This window comes from Flavobacterium sp. GW823-FHT06G12 (genome assembly GCF_058794775.1).
On record NZ_JBXAHE010000003.1, the window covers coordinates 661,718 to 688,261 of the forward strand.

At 33.1% G+C, this 26,544-nt stretch carries 11 protein-coding genes; 8 read left to right on the plus strand and 3 right to left on the minus strand.

The window, feature by feature from the left end:
* The first annotated feature begins 28 nt into the window (after positions 1-28).
* On the plus strand, positions 29-499 hold the full coding sequence (locus AC1Q5Z_RS15240; protein ID WP_492445709.1) for a response regulator: 471 nt from the start codon (positions 29-31) through the stop codon (positions 497-499).
* Positions 500-578: 79 nt separating this feature from the next.
* Here the strand turns inward: AC1Q5Z_RS15240 and AC1Q5Z_RS15245 are convergent, their stop codons facing one another.
* The 3 genes from AC1Q5Z_RS15245 to AC1Q5Z_RS15255 all read right to left on the minus strand — a co-directional run bounded on the left by AC1Q5Z_RS15245 (position 579) and on the right by AC1Q5Z_RS15255 (position 4,225).
* Positions 579-887, minus strand: a complete 309-nt coding sequence (locus AC1Q5Z_RS15245) for a DUF6965 family protein (protein WP_492445711.1) — start codon at positions 885-887, stop codon at positions 579-581.
* 612 nt (positions 888-1,499) lie between these two features.
* A complete protein-coding gene (locus tag AC1Q5Z_RS15250; RefSeq protein WP_343587114.1) occupies positions 1,500-2,204 on the minus strand; it encodes an SDR family oxidoreductase in 705 nt (234 codons plus the stop codon).
* 734 nt (positions 2,205-2,938) lie between these two features.
* Positions 2,939-4,225 (minus strand): beta-helix domain-containing protein, encoded by a 1,287-nt coding sequence (locus AC1Q5Z_RS15255; protein WP_289057513.1) that lies wholly within the window; start codon positions 4,223-4,225, stop codon positions 2,939-2,941.
* A 467-nt stretch (positions 4,226-4,692) separates the two neighbouring features.
* Here AC1Q5Z_RS15255 and AC1Q5Z_RS15260 point away from each other — a divergent pair, with 467 nt between their 5' ends.
* From AC1Q5Z_RS15260 to AC1Q5Z_RS15290, 7 genes are all read left to right on the plus strand, one after another.
* Positions 4,693-5,085: a carboxypeptidase-like regulatory domain-containing protein gene (locus AC1Q5Z_RS15260; protein WP_492445714.1), complete on the plus strand. Its 393-nt coding sequence runs from the start codon at positions 4,693-4,695 to the stop codon at positions 5,083-5,085.
* 225 nt (positions 5,086-5,310) lie between these two features.
* A complete protein-coding gene (locus AC1Q5Z_RS15265; RefSeq protein WP_492445715.1) occupies positions 5,311-6,162 on the plus strand; it encodes an AraC family transcriptional regulator in 852 nt (283 codons plus the stop codon).
* A gap of 77 nt (positions 6,163-6,239) precedes the next feature.
* Positions 6,240-7,424: an FAD-dependent oxidoreductase gene (locus AC1Q5Z_RS15270; RefSeq protein WP_492445717.1), complete on the plus strand. Its 1,185-nt coding sequence runs from the start codon at positions 6,240-6,242 to the stop codon at positions 7,422-7,424.
* A 308-nt stretch (positions 7,425-7,732) separates the two neighbouring features.
* A complete protein-coding gene (locus tag AC1Q5Z_RS15275; protein WP_492445719.1) occupies positions 7,733-9,271 on the plus strand; it encodes a tetratricopeptide repeat protein in 1,539 nt (512 codons plus the stop codon).
* 726 nt (positions 9,272-9,997) lie between these two features.
* Positions 9,998-21,982 (plus strand): MBG domain-containing protein, encoded by an 11,985-nt coding sequence (locus AC1Q5Z_RS15280; RefSeq protein ID WP_492445721.1) that lies wholly within the window; start codon positions 9,998-10,000, stop codon positions 21,980-21,982.
* 70 nt (positions 21,983-22,052) lie between these two features.
* Positions 22,053-22,886 carry a hypothetical protein gene (locus AC1Q5Z_RS15285; protein WP_343587101.1) on the plus strand — a complete coding sequence of 278 codons (834 nt, stop codon included), beginning with the start codon at positions 22,053-22,055 and terminating at the stop codon, positions 22,884-22,886.
* A 364-nt stretch (positions 22,887-23,250) separates the two neighbouring features.
* Complete coding sequence (locus AC1Q5Z_RS15290) at positions 23,251-26,529, plus strand: AsmA family protein (protein WP_492445722.1); 3,279 nt, start codon at positions 23,251-23,253, stop codon at positions 26,527-26,529.
* Positions 26,530-26,544 lie beyond the last annotated feature (15 nt).

A 26,544-nucleotide genomic window follows, 5' to 3' on the forward strand; every position in this document is an offset into this window, starting at 1 on the left:
TATGTATTTCAAGGATATTCAACACCTTATGAATTATACTGATATGTTGCACGAACCTTTACATAAACTTATTTATCTCGCAGAGGACGATGAGGATGACAGAATTTTATTTTTGGAAGTCCTTAAGGAAATCCATCCTGAGATTAGCGTTAAGGTATTTGAAGACGGGCAGCGACTTTTAGATAGTCTTCATGAGGCAGAAAATGACAAACCTGAAATCCTATTCCTAGACATAAATATGCCCTGCAAAAATGGTTTTGAATGTCTAAAGGAGATAAAATGTAGAGTAGGATGTTTGAGTGGGGTAAAAATTATTATGTTTTCTACCAGCAGCAGTACATTACATATTGAACTTTCCTATAAACTAGGAGCTGATGGCTATGCTATTAAGCCAGGCTCAATTAACGAACTTAAGGATTTGCTTCAAGAAATTATAGCAATAGACTGGAGCAAAGCCTCAAGAAATAGAACAGAATTCGTTTTGGATAGTAAAAAGTAAAAAACAAATGAAAAGTTAGCTGCGCTTAGTGATTCTTTGAAGCTAATTTTTTATACAAGATTATCTGATGCAAATTAATTTATACCGCAACTTCTTTTTCAACGGAAGCTAAATGGGCAGATTCTTCAATAGAAGTTTTCAAAGAAGCCTCTTCTGCTTGGGTTTCTTCAGTAGGACTCTGTAGAGCGCTTTTTTTCATAAGAATATAAAAATCCCTCAGATGCCACCATGCCGGACAACGATCGATAGGACCGTTAAAGTTTCGAATACCAATGTAACAGCTTTTTAGGAATAACCGAGTATCGGTAATCTTTGCCCATCCTGTCCATTCCACGATTTCAGGCGGTGGATTATTCTCAAAATGGCGTTTTATCTCTTCGTAATTCATGCTGCAAAATTAGATAAAAACTATGCATGAGGCAAGGTATACGATTGGGTTTATGCTTTATTAGCTATGGGGTTGTACTGTTTTTTAGTTCACTGTTTTGAAAACTAGATTATTGAGGACAAAGTTTTTTTTTACTTTATTTTTATTAAACTTAATTTTTGGCTGTCTGCAATGCCAAGCTTAGAATGATGTAATATTATTAGCAGATTCTGTAAGCTTTTATATTCATATTGCAATAAATTTGTTTCTATACTGGTAATGATACTTTATTAATCATTCAGAAAAAGGAACAGGGGACCGGCGGGTTCGTCTGAAGGTTCTGTACAATGATTTAGTTAGTTACCGCATACCATTTCAGGCACCCGCCGGCTGCCGAATAACTCCTTAAATATTTAAGGAGTTTTTTCTTTTATTTTAGCAGATAATCTTCTATAGAAATAGGCACTTTTTTATGTTGGCATATTTTTTTCTTTTTTAAAATTTTTTAAGTTCAATTGGTCTTTCAAAGGTTTTGGTTCTGAAATCATTACAGTAGGTATCTGCATTTATTCAATAATGTTAAAGAAAAAAAACAGCCTTTATAGCTGTTTTTAAATTGAAAGAAAATTTTATCTATTTGGTTTTCGTTGGACGGACCTCTATTTTGCTTGGTAGAACATTAGGGTTCATTTTTAGGAGGTCTACTACCATCTGTCCGATATCTGAGGGTTGGATTTTCCAATTGTCATCTTCATTTGGTGTATGGCCGTTAAAATTTGAAGTAACCGATCCTGGCATAATGGTGGTACACTTTACATCATAATCACGTAGATCTAACATCGCTGCTTGCGTAAAACCCACCAGTCCGAATTTTGAAGCGTTGTAGGCAGCACCTTTTGCAAAGAAATTGGTTCCTGCGAGCGATGCTATTGATATGTAATAGCCTTTGTTTGTTTTTAGTTGTTTGCTAGTTGCTTTCAGGGTATGGAAAGCTCCGGTCAGATTAGTATCAATCATTGCGTTCCAGTCCTCTAAGGACATTTCGTCTACGGGAGCAAATTTACCTACTCCTGCATTAGCAATAACAATATCGAGTTTTCCAAATTCAGATATAATCTGTTCAACAGCTTTGAGCTGGTCATTATAATTTCTGACATCAGATTCTAGAATAAGGACATTCTGGCTTCCCAATGCCTGTTGCGCCTTTTCAAGCGCTTTTATATCCCTTCCTGAGATCGCTACTTTTAGCCCGTTCTGAACTAAAGCTTCTGCAATGCCAAAACCAATGCCTTTTGTCGCGCCGGTTATGTAGGCAACTTTGTTTTCTATGTTCTGCATTTTTATAAGATTAATTTAAGTTCTTTTTATTGCCTTTTCTATGGCAGCTATTTTGTATGTACTTTTAAAAAAACATACAGTTTATAAAAATACGATAAATTTCTAGTATAGTAGTAATAAGGCTGGTATCTAAAAATATAAATATACACTGTTTGAAGTGGCTAGGACATAAACAAGTGCTCATGTTAATCAACATCTAACTGTCTTTTATTAATGAGCCTTTAAGGGCAGTTTTTACATATGCTAGTAACACTATTATGGTTTTAAATGTGATTTTAAAACAATTGTATATTTGTAAGAAAATAGGTGTAAATACGTGAAATTAACCCGATGTAAAATTTTACATTTGGCTTTTGAAAGAGAATTTACAGATACAGAATATACAAATATTTAGGTTTTAATTTTTTAAGGTTTTATGACAGATAGATATCATGAGATTATAGCAGGAGAGAAAGCGGCTTTAAAACTAAAGCTCTCAGAGATTAGGCGCCGCCACAATAAAGAACTCTGTATTTTATTTGCAGCATATGTCTTGATTTTGCTGTGTATGATCTTCTTTTTACTTCCGCTCTCATAATGCGTTTGTTTGATAATAGCATATTAAGAAGTTTTCGTGGTTTTGCTAAGAAGAAAGGAATTTTGCTGAGCAATCTACTTTATTTAGAGGGAAACAAAAAAGGAAACATCCGCAGGGATATTTCCTTTTTTTATTGTTTAATGGAAGATATTTGAATTTATCTACCGCTAGATGCTGTAATTTTTCCTAACTGCAATCTGAAGTCTGGTCTCTTTGCATTGCTTATGTCAACAAAAGTTTCTTTATTGTCGGTTTGCGAATATACATTTTGGAATAGGTTATTGCCGTACCAGTTTTCTAGATCAGAATTGTCTGTTTTATTTTCTGTAAAGATGTTACCCGTACATTGGTTGAAAAACATTTCTTCAAATTTGATCTTCTTTAAGTTATCTGCATTTACTGCCATTTGGCTATCTAATAATACAGCTGGATTAAAACCTGAAATCACACTTCTTTTAAGCTCAAGAGAAGCATTGTCAGCTACATAAACAGCTTCTTTTATAAGACCAGCCTGAATATCAGCTTTGATATTATCACTGTCATTTAAAAGTGTAAGGTTTGAAGCAGAAACGAAAGTTGATTTTCTAGTAAAATCAGTTTCGCTCTTCTTTTCGTATGCTTTTACCTCAAGACATCTTGAACCGTCTCTGTTACTTGAAAGATAAGAAGATCTAACCGCTAGAGAATTAAACAAACGGCATTGAGCACCTTGTGTGATTTTAAAATCGTCGTTTATAGATTTATATGAAACCAGTTGTGAAGCATTTACATCTCCACCATAAAAAGCAAATGAATCGCCTCCTGAGAAGCTCACCATAATGTTTTCTAAAACAGTTTTGTTTCCAGCTCCAGCAACAGTTAATCCATTAAAGCTATCTGCTCCTTTTACTTTTCGGCCCGCAAATTCAATTCGAACAAATTTGAATATTCCAGAGTTGCCAGCTGCATTGTCTCCTCCGTATGCGGTAAGTGAAGGATCAAGATCCATAGTGTATGAGCCAGCTCCACCAAATTTATTGATAGGGGCATCACCAAGGATTACTACGCCACCCCAGTCGCCTGCTTTTTTCATGCTCGCGTTTGAAGTGAAAATAATAGGATCAGTTTCCTGTCCTTCTGCTATGATTTTTGCTCCTTTTGTTATGATAAGAGTTCCTTTGCTTGCTGCATCTCCAATAATTACAGTACCAGGATCAATTGTTAGAACTGCGTTATTAGTAACATATACATTTCCTTGAAGGATGTATACATTTTTTTTCATCAGCTTAGTGTTCTGAGTGATATTTCCAGCCAGTATCTGGTTGGCATCTTTAGACTCCGTCTTTTGCGGTTTGAATTCTGTCCAGTTGTCCAGCCAGTTCGCATATCCGATAATTCCTTTTTCCTGCTGCGCGTTCACGCCTACGGCAATCAGCAGGCACATCATTAAAGTAATTTTTTTCATAGTCTTGGGGCTATTTGTAGTGGTATTTTTTTTGGCTCTTTTTAAACAGATTATAAAGTTTTTAGCTTTTGTGGTCGCTGGGAAGAAAATGTCTGACTAACAACTACAAGAAAATTTAAATCTTTTTTCTGAAGAACATCTAACAAAAATACGTAAAATCATGAGACTTTACAGGGCTTTACTTATATTTAACATTTGTTGAAGCTAAGTTTAACAATGAGTGACATCTTTCTTTCTTTTAAATTTTTTAAATCATGATTTTAGCGCTGAAGGATAGGTAGTTAGGATGATTTATTAGTTTTCATTGAATTTTAGCTTTCTTGCTAGCGTTTAAAAACTTTTATCATATTATTTTCATTTCTATTCCAACCTTTTAGGCCAAGTAACAATCTATTATAGTAAGGGAAACAAAAAATATTCTTTTTTGTAAAAATTCTGCCTTTCTTTAATCAAAAAATATATTTCTAATGAAACTTAGATTATGCCTGTTGTATTGCCTTATATGCATTTTTGCATCTTGTAGAACGCAAAAAGATTCAAAATCAGATATTAAAATTGCTAAAACAGTTAGCGGAATTGTAATGGATGAAAATGGTCCGTTGCCTGGAGCTACTATCACTGTGAAAAACCAGAAAAAGGGAACATATGCAGACTTGGATGGAAAATTTGAAATGAGCTTAAATGAAAATGATGTATTAATTGTAGGCTTTATAGGTTTAGAATCAAAAGAAGTCACCATTACTGCTAAAGATTATTATGAAGTAAATTTAGAAGCTTATAAGCCTTTTGTAAGTCGTAAGGAAAAAAGAAGAATAAAACGGGAGATGCGAAGAAACGGATTTTATATTTATCCAGATTAATGCCCTTGATGTTTCTTAAGTTGAGATTTTGATGAGGTTTTATTTTTATCGACAACAATATGCCTCGATTCTGTTGCAATACTTTTATGCAGTTTTACATATAGTGAAAAATATCTTAAGAAAAAGCAACCTAAAAATTGTCTGGCCTTGCTTTGGTTATCCTTTGCTTTTTTGTGTAACGCAATAATAGTTAACTTTGTTTTACTGCAATAGAGACAAATGCATATGAAGATAAAGCCGATACCAGTAAATACATTACCACCTGATTTTAATGAGGGCATCATTATTGGAAGAAGGTTCTTGAATGGCGCACCGGATTCTAAAGAAACGGAAAGATCTCATCGAGATTCTGGATTTACCTTTATTGTGCAAGAAAAAGGGAGTACTCATATGGAAATTGATTTTCAGAAGATGGAAATCAAAGCGCCTTCGGTTATTTTTATCCATCCAAACCAAGTGCATCGTCTGATCTTATTTGAAGAAGCTATAATTACGAGTTGGATAATGACAGTAGAAAATCTTCGTCCTGAATATTTAAAGATTTTAGAAGATCTTGTTCCTGTAAATGTACTTCCTGTCGAAGAAGATGTTCTATCGATAGTAACTGAAACGGCTTTACTCTGTGTTAAAATGTCTGACAGAAAAGGGGAAAAACTATATGGTTCAATTGTAAACGAATTTGGCAATGTATTGGTCGCATTAGTCGTATCACAATATTTAGCCGAATCAAAAAGAAATGAGAACTATTCAAGGTTTGAAATTATCACTAAGGCATTTATGACCGCTTTAGAATTGAATTTCACGGTCGAAAAAAGTCCAAGCTCTTATGCTGAGAAATTAAATATCTCAACGCCTTATTTAAATGAATGTGTTAAAGCTAAAACAGGCTACTCGGTTTCACATCATATACAACAGCGTATTGTGCTAGAAGCAAAGCGCTTGCTTCATCATTCTGATCAGTCTATTAAAGAAATTGCAACAGAATTAGGCTATGATGATTATTCTTATTTTACCCGTTTGTTTTCTAAAATAACCAAAATGACTCCATTGGCATTTCGAAATCAAAACCGCGATTAGTCCTGTATTTGCTTCTTTCTGACATTGCCCGTTCCTACGAAACGCGATTTCTTTGCACCAATAAAAAGTATGATAAGATGGAAAGAAAAGCAAGCAGTCTGTTAGAAAATAAAAAAATAGCTATTCTAGGCGCTGGACCAGGTGGATTAACATTGGCTCGTCTGTTGCAATTGAAGGGAGTAGAGGTTAAAGTTTATGAAAGAGATTTTAATCAGGATTCTCGCGTTCAAGGTGCAATTGTGGATCTGCATTTTGATTCTGGTTTAAAAGTAATGCAAGCAGCGAACTTATTGGAAGCTTTTAAAGCTAATTACATGAAAGATGCCGATAGATATCGTTTGGTTGACAAAGATTTAAATATACTTCTTGATGAAATTAATGAGGGCAATCAAGATAATTTTGACGATGAGCATTTTAGGCCTGAAATTGATAGAGGAGTATTAAGAAATATGATAATTGAAGGCCTTTTGCCTAACACTGTAGTATGGGATAGCCAATTTCTGAGTATGGAACAGGTTAATGACGCGTGGGAATTGAAATTCAAAAATGGTATGACAGCTAATGCAGATATTGTAATCGGCGCCGATGGCTATCGTTCAAAAGTTCGTTCCTACGTGACAGATATTAAAGCATTGTATTCTGGTGCAACAATTATTCAAGGGGAAATTGAAAATCCGAAAAATGACTGTTCTGATATATATGAGCTAGTCAATAATGCAAATCTTAGTGCAATGGATATAGGAAAAACTATTGCGGTACAGCCAATGGGAAATGGCGGTTTGACATTTTACGCGGCTTCTCTGTATGCTGAAGATTGGATTAAAACAAGTGGTATCGATTTTAATAATGCTGATGAAGTTTATGCTTATTTGGTTGGATTTTACGCCGACTGGAACCCAAAGTTTTTTACTTTATTTAAAGCTTGCAAGAAATTTCTAGTTCGACCGCTAAATTATTTTCCAACGGACCAGCACTGGGAAGCAAAAGAAAATGTAACGCTTCTTGGTGATGCTGCACATCTGATGCCACCTTCTGGAGAAGGAGTTAACACTGCTATGCTAGATGCTTTAGATTTGAGCGAATGCTTAACTAATGGAGAATTCAGCGATCTAAAATCTGCTGTTGCGGCTTATGAAACAAAAATGAAGGCAAGAGCTTCAGTTTTAGGAAAAGAAGCTATTGAAGGAATAAAGGATTTTGCTTCTCCAAGCAGGGATTCTATAGAAGATTTAGTAGGAATGTTTCTAAATCGGAAAGAATAAAATACAGATTTTTTTTTGATTATGCGGGACAATTGTTAAATTAAATTTATATGTTAATTTTTTTTTAAAATAAAATTTATATTTTTTTATTTTAGCGAACTCAATTAGCCCCCTTTTCCAAAATGATGTTCTGTACAAAAAAAATTAGATTCTTTTTTGTGTTATATGCTTTTGTTTTTTTTACCAAATTACAATCTCAAAAGCTATTCTCTTCATCCAAAGATTTAACAACTCATATTGAGTCTATTATAATCAAAGAAAATAATCAAAAGAAAGACACTTTAGAACTAAAAAAAAGACTGTCTTTTTTGAAGGAATCATCCAATAAAAAATACCATATTCTTTATGATGCTTTATTAGCAAACGGCTATTCTGTATTCTTTGACAAAACAAATCCCCAAAGCGAGTATCATTATTTAAAATCTATTCAGGAAGCCCAAAAAAGTAAAGATTTAAGTCTTATTATTTGGACACAGCTAAATTATTCAAAGTACCTGTATTTTTACTGTCAGATTGATAGGCTTACTCCGATCGTTCTTAAAGCAATGGAAGAAAGCAATCAGATTGATAGTTCGGAGATGATTTTACCAGGCGAAACTTTTAAATTTTTTGGATGGATAATGTTTACTATAGAGGATGATTCTGCTGTAGATTTTTTAAAAAAATCAATGCTTTACATGAAAGGAACTTCTTCAGAATCTGCAGATGTTTTAAATGCAATTGGTAACTGTTATTTCAGAAAGAAAGATCTCGTAAATGCAATGCATTATTTTGATAAATCTGAGGCTGTGGCATTAAAAACTAATGATAGTGTAAGATATGCAAAAGTCTTAGGTGATAAAGCGCTTATTTACAACAAAAAAGGAGACGTAGATACAGCTGTGAATCTTTTAAAGCAGGATATAGCTTATTCTCAAAAGTTCAAAATTGAAAAAAATGAGATGTATGCTTCGATACTATTGGCAAGAATTCTGCTGAAATTAAACAATAAAATAGAGGCTGAAAAAATTCTAGAAAGAGCTGGTAAAATTGCAGGAACTAAATCTTATTACAGAAGTTCTTTAAAAGAAGTAATCGAATTAAAACTACTGCTTTTAAACGGTGAAGACTCTCAAAAAGAACTGATATTAAGACGACAGCTTAAACAGGTTGAAGAGTATTTACTTCAAACCAATGGCAATACTGTATTGAAAAGAACTAATTGGCTTATTCAGAAAAAAAAGTATGAAGATGAAACCCAAAAAATCTTATTGGAATTAGAAAAAAGCGAAAGAATAAGAAACATTGGTCTCTTAATCTTAATTTCAACGATACTTTCGAGTGCAATTGCTTATGGTTTTTTTACTAAAAGACTGGAAAATAAAAGATTAAAAGAGGAAGAATATGAAAATGATCTTTTAATGTATGAAGAAAAACTTAAAGATGTAAGTTCTAATATAGATAGCTATGCTGAAAATCTTCAAAATAAAGACAAACAAATATCATTTTTAGAAGAAGAACTCGAGGAAATTAAAAGTTTTACTTCAAAGCATTCAGAACAAGAAAAAAACAAATTGCAGCAAATGTTAAGTTCTCACATTATGACTGATGAAAATTGGAGTGCTTTTAAAAGAGAATTTATAAATCAGTACAGTGATTTTTATTATGCGATAATAGAGAATTTTCCTGAAGTAAAAGAGTCAAATCTTAAAATAATAATGCTCCAAAAATTAAATCTTAACAATTATGAGATGTCTAATTTACTTGGTGTAACAATTGATGCAGTCAAAAAAAGCAAACAACGACTTAAGAAAAAATTAGGCGATAAATATGACCTTTTGTTTGAAATGGTAGAGTATAAAACATAAAAAGTTAGCACCACATAAAAACAGTATTTAGAACAAAAAATGGAAACAAGCTTCGGCTTGTTTTTTTTATAATTTTTTTAAATCTGTCTTTTTTTAAGGTAAGTTATTTCTTTACATGTAATGGAGCTAGTTGAGTGAGCTACAAAAACAAAAAATTACTACGCACGTACTTTTTTTTCTGAAAATGAAGTTTGTGGGGCAAAAATATAACATCACTTTAAAATGTCTTTTTTTTGTCCACCCCAATAAATAGGCTTAGTAGGGAAGATGTTTTTAATTTTGAAGCTTAATTGAGACTTTATTTTTGATCTCATTTCTGTAAACACTTAAAATAATTACGCTGCTTGAAAAAAATCTACTTACAGTTATTTAGGATGTTCTCTTGTTCATCTATCATTTTTAGAAACCCAAATATTTCATGTCTTGAAAAGATTGGTGCATTTGCAAAAATCTCAATATCTAAAATTGCAACGGTAACGTTATTTTTTGAATTTTTCCCCTTATTCAGTAACAAACAAAAAATGTCAATCTTATGAAAGAAATGACTTTTTTATTAAATGTCTCCAAAATATACAGTTAAACTAACCCAGAATTATATCAATCAATTTTACTACTTACTTTTTTATGGAAAAAAACTACTTATTAATTTTGAAGTTTCTAGTCTTTGTATGGCATCTCTATTTACAGAAGATTAAAACTTTTAAGCTTTTAAAAAAACAACCCAATTTGTTAAGATACTCGTTTGTAACTTGTTTCTTTTTATTTACTGTTTTATTGCAATCTCAAACAATAAAATATGTTACTGTAAATGGTTCAGGAAGTAAAGACGGAAGTTCTTGGAGTAATGCTTCTGAGAACTTACAGAAAATGATTAGTTCATCTGACAGTGGTACTCAAATATGGATTGCCAGAGGAACATATACTCCTAAAGTAGCTTTGGCGCCTAACGGCAGTGCACAGGACAGGAATAACACTTTTGGACTAAAAAAAGGTGTACAATTATATGGTGGTTTTATTGGTAATGAAAACAGTCTTTCACAGAGAAATATTACAGCAAATGAAACTATTCTTAGCGGAAATTTGGGTGGCGGAAATTTTGCACACCATGTGATACTTATTTATGCTCTTGAAGAAAATGAGAATTACTACTTAAACGGACTAACCATTAGTGATGGTAAGGCTGATTCATTAGAGTATTATAAAATATCTACAGAAACTAAGAAGAATTCTATTAACGATAATATCAAAGATAAATATCCGGATTGGTTTGTTTCGATGACGGAAAGCCCTTATTATAGTTATGCTTCATTAGGTTTGCAACTTGCAGGATTTAGTGGCTTGCCTAGTATAGCTTCAATTCCGGGAGGTGACATGGTAACAACGGAAATACTTAATACATCCTATCCTAAAAGTAATGGTGGAGCTATATACAACATAAAAGGGGTTTTAACATTAGAAAACGTAACCTTTAAAAATAATCAAGGTATAATTGGTGGGGCAATATGTTTACAGGAAGGTGCTCGCGCCAATTTTACTAACTGTATCTTTTCTAATAATACGGCCACAGATAATGGAGGTGCAATTAGCAACAGCGACAGTTATTTGACTATTACAGGAGGAAATTTTAATGCTAACAGTGCGCCTCTGGGAGGAGTTATTTCTGATTTAGATGGAAAACTTTTAAATCTAAGTAATGTAACATTTAGTAATAACCTGGCGAATAAAATTAAGACTGGTACAGGTTATGGCGGGGCTATTTATATTGAAAAAGTGAGTCAGGATAATTCATCATCAAGGATTGTCAATAATTGTACTTTTGATAACAATAGCGCAGATGTTGCAGGTGCTATTTATGCTGACGAAAATATACGTAATCTTAAAATTACGAATAGTGCATTTACCGGTAACAATGCTTTGATGGAGGCTTCTACTACAATTGCTGGAGGTGGAGGAGCTATTTTGCTTCGCAGAGTTATAAATGCAGAAATAACATCAAACAATTTTAGCAACAATAAAGCTTTAAAAAGTATAGGAGGAGGAACCTTTGCAGTTGAAACAAATGGTATTACATTTTCTGGAAATACATTTTCTGGAAATGCTTCTTTGTTAGGAGGTGCTGCATGTTTCATTGAAAATAAAAATACAACGACCTTAACCGGAAATACTTTTACCGGAAATAGTGTTACGGATACAAGTAGTTATTCTGTTTCTGGATTTGGAGGTGCTATAGTATCTGCAAATGATAATAATATTAAAATCTCTGATAATATATTTACAGGAAATACGGCTACTAAATTTGGAGGAGCCATTAATTTCGAAACAATCACAGTTAATTCTGTCATTAATAATAATATTTTCAAGACCAATAGTGCTTCTGAATTTGGAGGAGCAATCTATGCCAATGTAGTTAGCAATAATATTACTACTAAGCTAACAATAAACAATAATAATTTTGAAAGTAACAACTCTGTAAAAAGAGGAGGAGGAATATTTTTAGCTAATTATAGTACAACTGACATTCGTGATAATTCATTCGTAGGAAACAAATCTTATTTTGGAGCTGTTTTAGATATTGAAAGTTATACAAAAAACCAGTTTTTCAATAATACTGTAAAGAATAATGTTGGTGTCGCAGACAGCGCAGGGTATTCTGGTTGTATAATTGCTGTCTTTGAAGGTGTAAATAAACTGTATAATAATGTTTTTACAGGAAATGAAAGTTTTACGACTATTTTTCAACCTAATTCTACAGTCGATTTTGTAAATAATACTGTTTGGAATGAAAGTCCGGGGTATGGTATTTATACCTTCAGTAAAAAGGTTAAGCTGTATAATAATATTCTTGAAGAACTTACTGTTTCAAGTACTTCGGCTGATGTTCAAAGTAATTCTTTTAGGTATGATAGTCAGAATAATTTTGTAAATAAAAACAATAATATTCGCGAAACTAACCCATATTTTGCTGATGCTGCTAATTATAATTTTAATCTAACAGGTTGTAGTTCCATAATAAATAAAGGAAACAATTCTTTATATTCAAGTGAGTATCCAAACACTGATTTTTTGGGTAAGAACAGAAAAGTAAATACGATTGATATTGGTGCTTATGAAAATGAATTAGGTGCTTCTGGTAAAACAGCACCAACTGCTGTTGCAGCACAATCTTTTTGTAATGAAGCGATTGTTAATGATTTAAAAGCAACTGGCACAAATGTAAAATGGTACAGTCAAGCGTCAGGAGGAAGTTCGTTAGCCAGTAATACAGCTTTAGTTTCTGGTAATACGTATTATGCAAGTCAAACCGTTAATGGCTGCGAAAGCGATAGAACAAGTGTTAGTGTATCGATAAGTTCTACTCAGGCACCAACTGCACAATCTCCACAAAATTTTATTATTGATCAAGCAGGAGCTAAAATCGTAGTAAATGGAAGCAATTTAAAATGGTATACACAAGAAAAAGATGGTACAGCATTAACAGCAACACCTTCTTTAAATATGTCATCTGAAAATTCTGCTACTTATTGGGTAAGTCAAACTAACGCTAACAATTGCGAAAGTATCAGGACTAAAATAGTTGTTAATGTAACTAAAATACCTCTTACAATTAAAGCTGTCAATAAGGTAAAAGTATTTGATGGAAGTGTTTATGGAAATAGTAATTATACTGTAACTTATTCTGGTTTTGAATCTGGTGATAGTCAATCAAATAGTACCTCTGGAACTCTTGCTTTTTCAGGTGACGCTGCTACTGCAACTGAACCAGGTATTTATAAAATTATTCCTCAGGGTATTACTTCTACTAAATACACTGTTTTGTATGAAGAAGGAACTTTAGAAATAAAATCAAACTTAATTCTAACAGACAACATCTTATATGTAAAACAAAACGGAAGTGGCGACGGTTCTTCATGGAATAGTCCTTTAAGTAATTTAGAACTTGCTTTAACAAGAGCTTCTAATATTAACTCCGTACATACAGATGATACTGATCCTAAAAAAGTTAAAAAAATATTTGTAGCAAAAGGGACTTATCAAGTGACTTCAGGAAAGTCATATATAATGCCTAAAAATATAGAAATATATGGTGGATTTGATCCTGATAATGCTATTACAAATCTAACACATCAACGTATCACAGGTAATTTAAACGATGGAAGTATTTTAAAAGGAAATAATGCATCGGTTATTAAAAATGATGATAATAGTTTAACTAGCAGTGCTCTTTTAAACGGTTTTACAATAACAAGCGGTAGTGCAACTAATGGTGGAGGTATATACAATAAAAAAGTTGCAGCAAGATTTGAAAACTGTATCATCAGAGCCAATAATGCTACTACAAACGGTGGTGCTATATATAATGAGAACGCCAATACAACATGGGTTAACTGCTTAATTGTTAATAACACAGCACCAAATGGAGCATCTATTTATAACAATGCATCGTTGCCTACACTTCTTAATCTTACTATAGCAGATAATACAGGTGCGCAAGGAGCAGCATTGTATAATGCAAGTGGTTCTTCTGCAAGAATTGTAAATACAGTTAGTGTAAAAAATAATTCAGACATTGTTAATAATGCCAGCACTCCTAGTTATGAAAACAGTTTGATACAAGGTATAGGTGGTGTTACAAGCACAACTACAGTTTTTGATGCAAATTATTCGTTATTAACTACCAGTCCTGCTCTAAATGCTGGTAAAAACAATCCAGCTAGTATTGCTTTTCCAACCAAAGATTTAAAAGGCAAATCGCGTATTATTGATACTAATGTAGATATAGGGGCTTTTGAGAGAAATAAAACCCAAACCATAACAGTGGCTGCTCTTACAAAAAAATACGGAGATGAGTCATTTACACATGGTACTGCAACAAGCGGATTACCATTAGAATATACGTCTAGTAATACTTCTATTGCTATAATAGAAAACGGCAAAATTAAGCCCGTAGGTGCCGGAACAGCAACTATAACCCTAAAACAATCAGGAAATGACAGCGAATATGATGCTGCATCTCCAACAGATTTCATATTAACTGTAAATAAAGCAGCATTAACTGTAACAGCGGATAATAAATTATTTTTTGAAAATGGTTCTGTATTTAAAGACTTTTCTGTGAATTATACAGGGTTTGTTCTAGGAGATACTCCAAGTACAGCTTTTGGGGGTGCAATAGCTTATAGTGGTACAGCTGTAACTGCAACCACTATAGGTAACTACGTTATAACTCCTTCTGGATTAACATCTTTAAATTATAATATTACTTACAATAATGGTAAGCTAACAATTGAGTCTGATGTTCAATTAACAGATGGTACAATATACGTTAAAAAAGGAAGTGCAGGAAAAGGAACCTCTTGGGATGATGCACTAGGAGAAGTTGCTGAGGGATTAAAATTAGCACACTCACTTAACACTAGTGCTAGACCAGATGTTACTAAGGCTAATAAAATATATGTGGCTAAAGGGACTTATGCTCCAAAATACAGTCCTAAAGACAGTTCTAACTTTGCGGATGAAGATACAGACAATAGTTTTTTATTAGTTGATGGTGTAAAAATTTATGGAGGTTTTGATGGATCTATTGCTAATGAAAGCATATCCAACAGACAAATTCAAAAGAATAAAACTATTTTAGATAGTTATAATCCAGTAACAGGACAAAAAGTACATCACATTGTTATTGTTTCTAACTCTACAGGAGACAACGAAATAGATGGATTTACCATTATGAATGGTGCAGGAGGCTTTGGATCATGGATGGGGGCTGGTGCGACAATGACCATAAAGGGTAAGCCAATTACCCAAGCATTTGGTTCAGGTATTCGTGTACACAGTTCTAACCTTAATATAAAAAACTGTACTATTACTGGAAATTCCTCTGGTAACCAAGCTGGTGCTATGTATATAACGGATGTGTCAAATGTATCTGTTTTTAATACGCTTTTTTATAATAATAGCGCAGATCATTATGGGGCTTCAGGTACCTCTATGGTGATATCAGAAGCTAATGTGAAAATTTATAATTCTACTTTTGGAGATTCGCAGAATTCATTTCAAATTGTTACTGATCATGCAAATGCTAATTTGGAAGTATATAACTCAATATTTAGATATTTCGCTGATCCTACTCATAATGATATAAATAAATCGAGAGGAACAATTACCGTTAAGAACTCTTTTCTGCCTAATGCAGAAACTTTTTATAGTAGTAAAGGCTTTGTGTTAGCAAATAACATCTATAATGTAGACCCTGGTTTTATTGATGTTAACGCTAATAACTTTGCTTTAAAAACAAGCTCTGTAGTTGTCGATAAAGGAGAGAATTCTTTTTATAACACGGCTATTTATCATGATAAAGATATTGCAGATGATAAACGTGTTCAGAATAATACAATAGATATGGGATGCTTTGAATCTAAGCTACCTCAAACTATTACAGCATCTGATTTAACCAAAAATTATGGAGATTCAGATTTTGTTAATGAAGCTGTAACAGTAAATACTGGCTTAGCGTTAACTTATACCAAAAGTAGTAACACTACTGTTGCTGCTATTGTAGATGGTAAAATTCATACACAAAATGCTGGTACAACTACAATTACTGTTGCTGTAGCAGGTAATGAAACTTATGCTCCAACAGAAAAAACCTTTGTTTTAACTATAGCAAAAGCAAACTTAACTGTAAAAGCAAATGATAAGACCAAACTTGCCAATAATTTAGCAATGTCAAATGCAGATTATGATGTAAGTTATACAGGTTTTGTTAACGGTGATGATCGTTCTAAGCTAACTGGATCATTAGTATATTCAGGTAATGCTATAGGTAAAACCGAAGTTGGCATTTATACAGATGGGATAATGCCAGGTGGTTTATCTTCCAATAACTATAATTTTATTTATAATGCAGGAACTTTAAAAATACTACCTAATGCTGCATTAACAAATAATACGCTATATGTAAAACAAGGTGCAGTTGGTGGCGATGGTTCTACATGGCAATTAGCACTAAGTGATTTGTCATTAGCTTTACGCTATGCTACTATTCTTAATAGTAATGCATCAAATACTGTAAATAAAATCTATGTAGCTCAAGGTACGTATACACCAAAATACAGCTCAAGAGATAACTCTAACTTTATTAATGAAGGAAAAGATAACAGCTTTTTATTACCAGATGGTGTAAAACTATATGGAGGTTTTGATGGAAATATTGCCAATGAGAGTTTAACCGACAGAAATATTAAGGAGAATAAAACGATTCTAGATGGACAATCTACAATTAACCATATTATTACAGTTTCTAATTCAGCAGGTAATAATGAAATAGATGGTTTCAGTATTGTAAAAGGTAAAGCGGCAAGCGCAACACTTGGAACAGAAGGAACTGTAACAATAAACGGAAAAGCTATTACCAGAGAGTATGGAGGAGGAATACGTGTACACAGTTCCAACCTTACTGTAAAAAACTGTATTTTTTCAGAAAACTCTTCAGGCCATCGAGGCGGCGGTATGTATATTACAGATAATTCTAATGTTTCAATATATAATACACTGTTTTACGGTAATTCAGTTTCTAACACTGGAGCACAAGGAACTTCAGTAGCACTAAATGATGCCACTGTAAAAATTGTGAATACTACTTTTGGAGATAATATTAGTAATTCAGCTCATATTTTTACTAATGGTACTTCAAATTTAGAAGTGTTTAATACTGTTTTTAGAGATAATCCAGGCAATAATGATATATATAGAGTAACAGGAACAGTTACGGTTAAGAACTCTTTGCTGTCTAAAGCTCAATCTTTATACGCACCAATGGCATTAGCCAATAATTTCTATGAGCAACCTGCTGATTTTGTTGATGCAAATGCATTTAACTTTGCTTTAAAAACAACATCTCCAGCAATTAACAAAGGAGATAATGCACTGTATAATGTATCAATTGCAGGTAATAAAGATATTGCGAATAACAGTCGTTTTCAAAGTACGACAATTGACATGGGATGTTATGAGTCCAAAATATTGCAAACTATTGATGTCGATGATATTACTAAAAAATATACAGATGCTGATTTTGTAATAGGAACTGCATCAAGCGGGCTGTTACCACTTACTTATAGTAGTGATAACAAAAATATAGCTTACATTACAAAAGATAACAAAATTCATATTGTAGGAGTTGGACAAGCTATAATTACAGTTGTTCAAAGTGGAGATGAGATTTATGCTCCAGCAACTAAAACCTTTAAACTTACGGTTGGAAAAGGAGACTTCTCTGCCACTTTGCAACCAGAGACATATACTTATGATGGTGCTGCAAAATATCTGAATGTTACAGCTTTACCAGCAGGAGTTAGTGTATCTTATGAAGGTAATGGACAAATAAATGCAGGAGACTATATTGTTAAAGCAATTATTAACGGAGGTGAATATTATAATGATATTACATTATCTAATACACTTAAAATTGATAAAAAAGATCTCTCTGGTATTTTATTTCCATCAAATACATTTACTTATGATGGTTTTGATAAGCACCCTGAAATATCAGGAACTTTACCTGAAGGAGTAAGTGTGGTTTACTCAAATACACAAAAGAATGCGGGAGCCTATAACAACGTAAAAGCAACGATTTCAGGTTCAAATTACAACACGTTTGAGTTAACTACTTCTATGACAATTAATAAAGCAGATCTTCCGAGTGGAATATTTTTATTAGAAAAAGAAGAAGTTTATGATGGCACTCCTAAAAGCTTATCACTTGGTGGAATGCTTCCTGATGGAACAACAGTAACTTATATCAATAATGATAATATCAATGTGGGCTCTTATAATGTTACAGTTAATATCAATGGAGGAATAAATTACAATGACAAACAGCTTATTGCCAAATTAACAATTGTAAAAGGCAATCTAACAGATAATTTCGTTCTAGCATCCAATACCTTTACTTATGATGGAAGCGAAAAATCATTAACGATTCAAGGCGGTCTTCCTAATCAAGTTTCTGTCAGTTATACTAATAACAACAAAATAGAGGTTGGTACTTATAGGGTTTATGCAGTATTAAGCAAAACAAATTATAATGATAAAGTAGTTGAAGCCGATTTAATTATAGAACCAAAAACTATAAATGCTATAGCACAAGGTAAAGTATCAAAAGTTTATAATGCGACTGCTGTCATAGCATTAAATGCTGATAACTTTGCTTTAGAAGGTGTTGTTGATGGCGATGATGTACAATTGGATAATCCTGCAGCTGGTGATTTAGATGATAAAAATGTAGGAGAAAATAAGCAAGTTACTGTTAACAATTTAAAATTATCTGGAACTGCTTCTAAAAACTACGTTTTAAGCCCAACTTCTTTAGTGGCTAATATAGCAAAAGTTACACCTAAAGAAGTAGAGGTTTCATTAAAAGGAAATGTATCCAAAGTTTTTGATGGAACAACTCAAGCAGTTTTATCAAGTAATAATTTTGAACTTATCGGAATTTTAGAAAATGAAACAGTAACGTTAAACAATGCGTTATCAGGAACATATGATACAAAGAACATTGGAGATAATAAAACTGTAACAATTAGCAGCTTAACAATTGGCGGAGCCAATGCTTCAAATTATGTGTTAAGTGCTGAAACGAAGTCGGGACAAATAGGTGAGATTACACCAAAAGAAATCACTGTAACTGCTGATGCTTCTCAGGCAAAAGTATATGGAGATGTTGAACGATCTTTAAGCTACACTATTACTCCTAATTTAGTAAGTGGTGATTCATTTACAGGAACTTTGGAAAGAGCAGTAGGAGAGAACATAGGAACTTATGCAATTGCACAAGGAACGTTGAGCGCAGGAACCAATTACAATCTTACCTACGTTGCTGATGATTTTGAAATTACAGCAAAACCAATTACTGTAACGGCAGATGCTTCTCAAAGAAAAGTATACGGAACAGCAGATCCAGTTTTCACTTATGCGGTTTCACCAAGTTTAGTTGGAAATGATGCTTTCTCTGGTACTTTAGAAAGAATATCGGGAGAGAATGTCGGGAATTATGCAATAGAACAAGGAACACTGACAGCAGGCGGAAATTATGCCATTACGTATGCTGGAAAAGACTTTGAAATTACGGCAAAAACAATTGAAGTCACTGCCGATTCGAAAACAAAAGTATATGGAGAGACAGATTCAGCATTAACCTATTCGTTCGCACCAAGTTTAGAAAGCGGAGATTCATTCACAGGAGATCTATCTAGAGTTGCGGGAGAAAATATTGGAGATTATGCTATTAACCAAGGAACTTTAAGTGCAGGATCTAATTACAGCATTGATTACGTAAGCAAAGATTATACAATCACAGCAAAACCTATTACGGTAACTGTTGATGCTTCTCAAAAGAAAATCTATGGTTCAGCAGAACCTATTCTGACATCAACTGTTTCGCCAAGTTTGGTAGGAAGTGATGCTTTTACAGGAGCTTTATCTAGAATAATTGGAGAGAATGTTGGCTCTTATGCTATTGAGCAGGGAGATTTGAGCGCAGGATCAAACTATACCATTACTTTTGAAAGTAAAGATTTTGAAATTACACCAAAAGGAATCTCAGTAAGCGCTAATGCTTCTCAAAGCAAATATTATGGAGATGCCGATCCGATTTTCACTTATACTGCAAGCGAAGCTTTGATATCTGGAAATGCTTTTAGCGGAAGCTTAAGCAGAGCAAATGGAGAGAATACTGGAACTTATGATTATACTATTGGAAGTCTATCAGCAGGATCAAACTATGTTCTAACTTTAGTTGCCTCAGACGCCTTTACTATTGCAGCAAAACCAATCACTGTAACGGCAGACGCTTCTCAAACAAAAGTATACGGAACAGCAGATCCAGTTTTCACTTATGCGGTTTCACCAAGTTTAGTCGGAAACGATGCTTTCTCTGGTGCTTTAGAAAGAATATCGGGAGAAAATGTCGGAAATTATGCAATAGGACAGGGAACATTGACAGCAGGCGACAATTATGCCGTTACGTATGTTGGAAAAGACTTTGAAATTACGGCCAAAATAATTGAAGTCACTGCCGATTCGAAAACAAAAGTATATGGAGAGACAGATTCAGCTTTGACCTATTCATTCACACCAAGTTTAGAAAGCGGAGATTCATTCACAGGAGAGCTATCTAGAGCTATGGGAGAAAATATTGGAAATTATGCTATTAGCCAAGGAACGTTGAGTGCAGGATCTAATTACAGCATTGATTACGTAAGCAAAGATTATACGATCACAGCAAAACCTATCACGGTAACTGTTGATGCTTCTCAAACAAAAGTATACGGAACAGCAGATCCAGTTTTCACTTATGCGGTTTCACCAAGTTTAGTCGGAAATGATGCTTTCTCTGGTACTTTAGAAAGAATATCGGGAGAGAATGTCGGAACTTATGCAATAGGACAAGGAACGCTTACAGCAGGCGGCAATTATGCCATTACGTATGTTGGAAAAGGGTTTGAAATTACACCAAAAGAAATCTCAGTAAGCGTTAATGCTTCCCAAAGCAAATATTATGGAGAAGCCGATCCGATTTTCACTTATACTGCAAGCGAAGCTTTACTATCTGGAAATGCTTTTAGCGGAAGCTTAAGCAGAGCAAATGGAGAGAATGCTGGAACTTACAATTATACTATCGGAAGTTTATCAGCAGGATCAAACTATGTTCTAATTTTAGTTGCCTCAGACGCTTTTGCTATTGCAGCAAAACCAATCACTGTAACGGCAGACGCTTCTCAAACAAAAGTGTACGGAACAGCAGATCCAGCTTTTACTTATGAAGTTTCACCAAGTTTAGTCGGAAATGATGCTTTCTCTGGTACTTTAGAAAGACTAACAGGAGAGAATGTCGGAACTTATGCAATTTCACAAGGAACGCTGACAGCAGGTGGCAATTACGTCATTACATATACTGGAAACGATTTTGAAATTACCAAAGCAGATCAGGTAATTACTTGGAACCAAACTTTAGTTTCAAATTGTGATGGAGTAAGTGAAAGTGTTTTAACTGCCAGTTCAAATAGCGGTTTGCCTGTAATGTATACTTCTTCGAATACAGATGTGGTAACGATTTCAAATGACGAACTAGTTTATAACAATTCCGGTTCGGCGACTATTACAGCATCTCAAGCGGGCAATAATAATTACAATGCAGCTGAAACGGTGTCATTGCCAGTAATAAATAGCCAGCCGAATTTAATCAGACAACAGTTTGAAAATGTTATTTTCTTTGACAATAGTTCAAAAGAATTTAAATCTTATGCCTGGTACAAAGACGGAATTTTAGTTGCAGACCAAACTTTGCAATATTATAAAGAAACAGGAGGTTTAAACGGAACATATTATGCTGTTGCAACAAAATTAGACGGAACATTAATTACTTCTTGTCCATTAACGCTGTCTTCAACCAAAACAGTTGAAACGGTTAGAATTTATCCTAACCCTGTCAGAAAAAATGAGAGCTATCAATTGATTACCAATATAGATCCAGCTAAAATGCTAAACGCTCGCATTGAGGTGTTTGCTGTAAATGGATCGCTGATAGACCAGAGAACAACTAATGATAACGAGACTACTTTGCAAGCTCCAAATGTTGAAGCTGTTTATATCGTGAGAATGACTTTATCAAATGGCAAGACGTTTACAAAAAACCTTTTAGTGAAAAACTAAATAACGGAAGAATATGAAATCCCCATTATTTATAAATGGGGATGGATTGTTCTGAAAAAAAATAACAGACATGAAATTTAATAGTAAACATATACTAGGAATAATATTAATTCTATTCTCTACAGTTGCCAATGCCCAATTTTATGTAGGCTTGCAAACAGGAGTGGCCAATCTAGAAAGTAACGTACAAGGAATAGTAGCCGAAACAAAAATGGGAGGAGCTGTAAAAGCAGGATACATCTATTCCTTTACAAAAAACATCGGAATTGGATCAGGATTGGAATTTTCGCAATACAAGCAAAACATATCTTTGGTTTCCCCTTCAAGCACACTAACTAATTATGAAGTAGATGCTTCAGGTTCTGCATTTATTTATACGGTTACTACAAGCAATTATAAAGAAAAACAAACATTGCAATCTATTCAAATCCCGCTTTTTGTGCAATTTAAAACGAACATCAATACAGGAATTGATTTTAATTTTAGAGCAGGAGTAAAGTATTTTTTGCCTGTTAGCTACAAAATAAAAGCGACCGCAGATAATGTAAATGGTACGGCTTATTATCCTGATGTAAATTTAACGATCGATAATCTGCCTGAATACGGAATAGGACAGCAAAGTAGCTATTCAGCAGAAGGGGAATATGACACCAAAGGAATTTTTATGAGTTCTTTCGAGTTAGGATTTACATTCGACATCAATAAAAAGAATGCTTTATATGTGGCAATGTTTTTCGAGAACGGATACGGAACGATACTTGACCAAAAAAATAATCAGTCTTATGTAGGGTTTAATCCAAAATCAAGCACCGACAGAAAAGCGAACGGTTTATACAGTACTGAGAAAAATGCTGAAATAAAACCAGTGGCATTTGGTTTGACATTAGGATGGAATTTTAAATAATTTTATTCTTTAAAAAGAATGATGTTTTAGACTTTATGTTTTGCCAATTATTTGTATTTGCTTCTTTTTAATAAGATGAAATCAATTGTTGCATAAGGAAATTATAAAGTGCCAAAGAAAACAAAACAAGAAATAACAAAAAGAGTTAAGATGTTCATGAAATTATCTTAGCTCTTTTTTTTGTGTTTATTTTTTGTTGAGGTTTTAGTTGGTCTGCATCTAATTTAAATTTTCTATTGAATAGCGATTTCAAATACCAATAAAATTTATAATTGTTATTTTTGAGTTAATATCGTAATCAAGATTTTTTCTTGGCCTTTAAATCTATATTTTTAAAACCTTAAAACGATATCTTTAGAAAAAAATGACAAGGAAGTTCTTAAAGAAAACTGCAATTACCATTACAACCCTATTTCTACTTTTCATAATTGTACTAACAATTGTTCCGTATGTCTTCAAAGATGAAATAACAAATAAATTAGAAAATTTAGCCAATGAAAAACTGGATGCAACAGTACGTTTTGACCAGATTGGATTGTCAGTTTTTAAACATTTTCCGGCATTAACCATTTATGCTAAAAATGTCAGTATAGACAGCAAAAAGAAACACTTTAATACCGCAAGAATTGTAAAAGCAGGAAGAGTGTCAGCTGGATTGAATTTTTACAGCTTATTAAAAGGAAAGATCGTTTTGGATGCAGTGTATCTCGACGAGGCCGATCTTAACCTTGAAATAGATTCTAAAGGAAATGCCAATTTTAATATTGTAAAACCTTCTAATTCTGCAGATACCACCCAAACAGAATTTAATATCAAACGGGTTGTAATAAAACAAACCAACATATCCTACAATGATAAAAGTGCATTGTTAAAGTTTAAGGTTCAGGATCTTAGTTATAAAGGAACAGGAGATTTAAGTGCAGAATTATTTGATCTTGATTCTAACGTAAAAATAAAATCATTCGATTTTAGCTTAAATGGCGTTGATTATGTGCGCAGTAAACCGGTTAATGCCGAAATTACAACTTACATTGATGCTAAAGCACTTAAATTTAAGTTTGAGCGAAATGTTATTCGCATTAAAAATTTTCCATTTTCATTTAATGGCTATTTTGCATTTATAAAAGGAGGATATGATTTTGATCTGCGCATGCAGTCTAAAAATTCTACATTAGAAGAAATGCTATCGCTCGTGCCTCCAGTTTATGATAAGTGGCGCGAACAAATGACAATTACTGGCAATATAGATTTTAGAATATTTGCCAAAGGAAAATACATGCAGGATCAATCAGAAAAACCAATCGTTTCAGCTGATTTGCAAATTAATAATGGCGCCATAGCATATAAAAAAATTAAAGAGCCATTAAAAGATATCAATATAGCAGCAAAAGCTGAGGTTAAGGATTTAGATATTAATAAATTAAAATTCGATTTAGATAACCTATCCTTTAATTTGGATAAAAAGAAAACGACAGTTAATTTTCATTCGGAAGGTTTCAAAAAGCTGAAAATTAAAACCCTTATAAAAGCCGATTTAGATTTGGCAAAATTAAAAGATGCCCTAAATCTGAATGATAATGATATTCGCGGCGATATTGCTTTGGATTTAAAAGCCGATGGCGTGTTTTTAAGAGATTTAGGTTTTAGCCCGCGTTTAAACAAGATAGATACTATAATTAAAAGTATTCCAAAGTTTGAATTTAATGCAAGCTTAAAAAACGGATATATTAAAAATATAAAGAAACCAGATGCAATCAAAAATATAAATCTAAATCTTATTTTAACTGCCAAAGACAGTATTTTGCGTAATGTTTCGGGTAAAATAACCAATTTGAATGCAGAAGCTCTCGATAATTTTGTCCGAGGACGTTTTGAACTTCATAAATTATATCCTTTTACAGTAGATACAGAATTAGAATCTAAAATTGATTTAGCGCAAATACATAAATTCTATCCTTTAGACAGTTTAGAAGTCAAAGGAGATTTAAATTTAAAAGTGAGTATGCACGGAGTTTTAAACCGTAAGCAGAAAAAATATCCATCATCAAAAACAGTGATAAATATTAAAAATGGATATTTAAAATCACTTAAATTCCCAAAAATACCTGTCGAAAATATAAACATAAGCGCAGCTGTAACAAGTGAAAAAGGAACTGGAGAAGACTTAAATGTGAAATTACAGCCTGCCGAATTTGTATTAGCAGGATCACCTTTTAAAGTTCAGGGTGAGGTAACTAATCTATATGATTTGGTTTATAACATCAAAACTCAAGGAACATTAGATGTTGGTAAATTAACGCAGATTTTTCCTGTAAAAGATATGAGCATTTCAGGAATTATCCAGACCAATCTTATTGCCAAAGGTTCTAAAAAAGATATAGATGCCAAAAATTACGACAATATTAAAAATGGAGGCAAGCTAGAAGCTAAAAATTTGGTAATTAAAAGCACCCTGTTTCCAGAACCTTTTGAGATCTCTAAAGGAACATTTAAGTTCTTTAAGGATAAAATGCGTTTTGAAGAATTCAATCTTACGTATGGTAAATCTGATGTGGTATTAAATGGTTATATCCACAACGTATTGCGATATCTTTTTAATAGAAAATATTTACGTCAAGCTAACGAAAAGCTTAAAGCAGATATTAATTTATCAAGCGAACAGATTAATGCTAACGAGTTTTTTGATATGATTGCCAAATATACAGACCAGAAAGCGGAAGAAGAAACAATGCAGAAAACAGATTCTACAGCTGTAAATGCAAATAGTAAAACCAGTACTGATAAAAACAAAAACTACGTAATTAGAATTCCAAGCACTGCCGATTTGAAAATCTCAGCAAAAGTTAATAATCTTCAATTTGATACATATAAAATTAAAGATTTTGTTGGAACACTTGTGGTTAATGATCGAAAAGTTCAGGTAACAGAAGCCGCTTTTAATATGGCTGGAACCAAAATCGCAATGACAGGAGATTATAAAGCGCAACATAGACGTTTAGCAAAATATAATGCAAATTTTAAAGCCAGTAATTTTGATATTCAGCGTGCTTATGCAGAAATTCCAATCTTTGCCGAATTGGTCAGTATGGCTAAAGATGCCTACGGATTAGTATCAGTCGATTATCAGCTTGGAGGAAGTATAGATCAGAATATGGATATTGATTTTAAATCTATTGAAGGTGAAGGAACTTTGACTTTGGAAGACATTAAATTCAAAAATTTTAAACTTTTAAATCATGTAGCTAAAAAAGCTGATGCGGCAGATTTAGAAAAAGCGTCATTTAATAAAATTGCCATTCATTCGGCCATAAAAAATAATGTAATGACGATTACGCCTACAACTATGAAAATGGCAGGTTTTAGAGGAAAACTCGAAGGGCAAGTTACAATGGATGGTAAAATTAATGTTGGATTCCGTTTAGGTCTTCCGCCAATGGGGCTTATTAACATTCCGATGAAAATTACGGGAACTGCAGATGATTTTGAAATTTCTACAGGTAAATTTAAAGAAGATACAACTTTTGCAGAAGAAAGCGAATTAAACAATTTACAGCCAGAAACAAGACGATCAAGAGAAAGTGATAGTACAAGATTACCTCGTCGTGAAGGGGGTAGAGTAAAAGATACGCTTAAATCAAAATAGTGGTAAAATAAATAA

Coding starts and splice junctions, on each gene's coding strand:
- AC1Q5Z_RS15240 (WP_492445709.1), top strand. CDS start 29: ATGAATTATACTGATATGTTGCACGAACCTTTACATAAACTTATTTAT.
- AC1Q5Z_RS15245 (WP_492445711.1), bottom strand. CDS start 887: ATGAATTACGAAGAGATAAAACGCCATTTTGAGAATAATCCACCGCCT.
- AC1Q5Z_RS15250 (WP_343587114.1), bottom strand. CDS start 2,204: ATGCAGAACATAGAAAACAAAGTTGCCTACATAACCGGCGCGACAAAA.
- AC1Q5Z_RS15255 (WP_289057513.1), bottom strand. CDS start 4,225: ATGAAAAAAATTACTTTAATGATGTGCCTGCTGATTGCCGTAGGCGTG.
- AC1Q5Z_RS15260 (WP_492445714.1), top strand. CDS start 4,693: ATGAAACTTAGATTATGCCTGTTGTATTGCCTTATATGCATTTTTGCA.
- AC1Q5Z_RS15265 (WP_492445715.1), top strand. CDS start 5,311: ATGAAGATAAAGCCGATACCAGTAAATACATTACCACCTGATTTTAAT.
- AC1Q5Z_RS15270 (WP_492445717.1), top strand. CDS start 6,240: ATGGAAAGAAAAGCAAGCAGTCTGTTAGAAAATAAAAAAATAGCTATT.
- AC1Q5Z_RS15285 (WP_343587101.1), top strand. CDS start 22,053: ATGAAATTTAATAGTAAACATATACTAGGAATAATATTAATTCTATTC.
- AC1Q5Z_RS15290 (WP_492445722.1), top strand. CDS start 23,251: ATGACAAGGAAGTTCTTAAAGAAAACTGCAATTACCATTACAACCCTA.